The organism is Aurantimonas sp. C2-5-R2 (genome assembly GCF_036549495.1).
In the GTDB taxonomy this organism is placed as follows: domain Bacteria; phylum Pseudomonadota; class Alphaproteobacteria; order Rhizobiales; family Rhizobiaceae; genus Aurantimonas; species Aurantimonas coralicida_A.
Map to the genome: position 1 here is coordinate 1 of NZ_JAZHLJ010000177.1, position 2,771 is coordinate 2,771.

Sequence of the window (2,771 nt, forward strand, 5' to 3'; positions counted from 1 at the left end):
CCTTGATGATGGTCGCGCCCATCAATGCTGCCATATGCGCCGCATAGGCGATGATATCGAAGCCGGTTTCACCCTCCTTGGAAACCTTGCCACCGCGCGGGTAGGACCAGACGACGGTCATCAGCCCGCGCGACTTCGCCTCGAGACTGATCTCACGCAGTTCCTCCATCATGTCGTAGGAGTGGTCGGATCCCGGATAGATGGTGAACCCGACGCCGACGCAGCCCAGCCGCATCGCGTCTTCGACCTTGCCGGTCAGCGCCTGGTCGCTGCCGCCAACGAGAGAATTGCCGCTGTTGAGCTTGAGAATCAGCGGCACCTCACCGGCGAACGTGTCGGCGCCCTGCTCCAGAAGCCCGAGCGGCGCGGCATAGCCCGAAACGCCGGAATCGATCGCCAGTTCGTAAAGATAATGCGGGTCGTAGGCGACCGGGTTGGGTGCGAAGCTGCGCGCCGGTCCATGCTCGAAGCCCTGATCGACCGGCAGGATCACCACTCGTCCGGTCCCCGCCAACCGGCCATGCATCAGGAGGCGTGAAAGATTGCTCTTCAGGCCCGGGGTCTCGCCCTCGTACCAGGACAGGATGTTCCGGACGGTGTCTGTTCTCAGCATTTCACTTGCTCCTTTGCCTCGCCGGCGGGCATCAAGAGCCTCGCCGCTTCCCATGGCTTTCTTCTGGGGCCCCGGCGCGGCGACGTCCAGATGCGTCACGCCGCCCGCGCATATTAAAATCGGTTGAAGGACCCGCGGTGCGCGATCATTCCATTATCCGGATCCGTTCTGCGTGGCCGTCACTCAGTTTTGCCGAGCCTTTACTCAATTGAACCAATCTTTGGTTTCCGCGTTTCCTCAAGGTGGAGGTAATCACGATGACACGCGGTGTTTCGGCATTCCCATCGCCATTCGGGGTCGATTCAGACTTGATGTTCGCCGGAAACGGCGTTGCGGAGCGGCCTCTTGCGCCCGCCGATCCGGACGCGTCGGCCGCTCCCCGAGCGCGGGCCAAGTTGGCTTTCCCTGTACGCCCTCGAGGGCGCAGGTCAGGGCAAAAGACAGCGGTCCAACAACGGTCGGCCGCCCCGCTCGTTCACCACACCCCCTTCCGCATGGAGCCGGCCGAATGGGTCCCGCAAACCGTCAAGCTCGGTCGTCGTGGTTTCCACCTGCGATCTCGTCCAGCCGATGAGGCCGGTTTGGAAAATGACGGCGTGCGTCAGAGCGAGAGCATCCTCATTCCGACCGTGATCGTCGGCGTCATTCTCGCCCTGGCGAGCTACTTCTTCGATTTTATCGGCTGACACACCGGCGCTCGCTCCCCGCAGGCCCGAGGGGTGCAGGCATACTCCTGGTGCCCGGCGCACGGTGATAGCCGTGAAAAGTGGCCATCACGAAGGCCAGTGCGGTTGATCTGTTGTTTCAGGTCGGCGGTGACGGACCGAATCAACTTTCCCCCTCAAAGCGTATGCCGCTCGCGATGCGCGGTCTCTGTTGCATGCTTTCGGCCGCGATTTGCGTGGCCTGGCGCAAGGGGATTTCCCTGCGACATCTTGCCGTCGCGTAAGGAGTCCGATGACGGCATGGAAACCGCCATCGGCCCGTGCTTACCGTTCATTCGGGGAGCCTTTCCCTGCGAAAGGGGCGACTCTCCGCTTCAGGATTTACCTAATTGTCATTTAGTATAAGCGTCACATTGAAATATAATGAAAATAAATTATTGAGGCGACAGTCGGTATTTCTCCAAAAATAACGGATTGGTAACCAATATCTCTGATGTTCCGGCTCCATCGAACGGTGTCGCTACCGACCCCTTCCCTAAGGGTGCCCTAGCTTCGCGCCGATCGATTGAAATGAGGAAAAGCATCCGGACTATGTCGCCCCTTATGCGGCGCTTTCTCCCTACGCCCTCCTCGCGACATGAGCCTCATCTGGCGCACGATGCGCCCAGGTGAGTTAAATTTAGGAACTCGGCGCAATCGTTCCGATGGCGCCAAAAAATAAGAAATCCCGCATTTTCGAGGGGCGCAGGCTATGTTGAAAAGTATCAAGAACAAGATGACTCTGCTGGGAGTCTTGGTTTTCCTTCTTGTGTCCGGAACGGCCGCGACCGGTTTCTGGATGACGGGGCAGCTCCGCGATGGGCTGGAAGAGACACTAAGGTCGTCCCAAGTCCTGCGGAACCATATGCAGGCGGACATGATGCATGACGCGCTGCGATCGGACGTCCTTGCATCTGTTCTCGCCGCGGATCCATCGGCGAATATCGACTTGGAAACGGTAAAGGCAGACGTTGCCGAGCATACCGGAATCTTTTACCAGGCTATCGCTGAAAACGGCGAGCTCGCGCAGGATCCGGAAATTCGCAAGAGTTTGGACGACGTCAAGGTGCCTATGGAGGAATATACGGCTCTCGCCGTCGACTTAACCACACTGGCCGCGAGGAATCCCACGGCAGCGATGTCGAGAATGGGCGTATTCCAGGAGCAGTTCTCGATCCTTGAGAGTGCGATGGCGCACGTCGCGGAAGTAATTGAATCGGAGGCCGTTGCGGCATCGCAACGGGCGACAGCCAGTGCGGCGATCGGACGTAATTTAATGGGTACGGCGGTCGGTATTGGAACGTTGTTCGCCTTGGGCACGCCGATCCAGGAATTGGCCAGCGACATGCAGCAGCTGGTCGAGGGGGAATGTCCCGGTCTCTGTTGAAACTCTGAAGTGGGCGGCGTTGCCCGCCTCGAGCCGTTAGGCTCGGGGTGCCGATTCCACTGAGGAG

3 protein-coding genes are annotated in these 2,771 nt (G+C 59.4%); 2 read left to right on the top strand and 1 reads right to left on the bottom strand.

Features of this window, described 5'->3' with window-relative positions; translation table 11 throughout:
• Window positions 1-613 (bottom strand): class I fructose-bisphosphate aldolase (locus VQ044_RS24555; protein ID WP_331827852.1); only part of this gene is annotated, 613 nt, incomplete at its 3' end.
• 257 nt (window positions 614-870) lie between these two features.
• On the opposite strand from VQ044_RS24555, the gene VQ044_RS24560 reads away from it, so the two are divergent.
• Both VQ044_RS24560 and VQ044_RS24565 read left to right on the top strand, forming a co-directional pair.
• Window positions 871-1,299 carry a hypothetical protein gene (locus VQ044_RS24560; protein WP_331827853.1) on the top strand — a complete coding sequence of 143 codons (429 nt, stop codon included), beginning with the start codon at window positions 871-873 and terminating at the stop codon, window positions 1,297-1,299.
• Window positions 1,300-2,029: 730 nt separating this feature from the next.
• Window positions 2,030-2,704 carry a hypothetical protein gene (locus tag VQ044_RS24565; protein ID WP_327650266.1) on the top strand — a complete coding sequence of 225 codons (675 nt, stop codon included), beginning with the start codon at window positions 2,030-2,032 and terminating at the stop codon, window positions 2,702-2,704.
• Window positions 2,705-2,771 lie beyond the last annotated feature (67 nt).

Coding starts and splice junctions, on each gene's coding strand:
- VQ044_RS24560 (WP_331827853.1), top strand. CDS start 871: ATGACACGCGGTGTTTCGGCATTCCCATCGCCATTCGGGGTCGATTCA.
- VQ044_RS24565 (WP_327650266.1), top strand. CDS start 2,030: ATGTTGAAAAGTATCAAGAACAAGATGACTCTGCTGGGAGTCTTGGTT.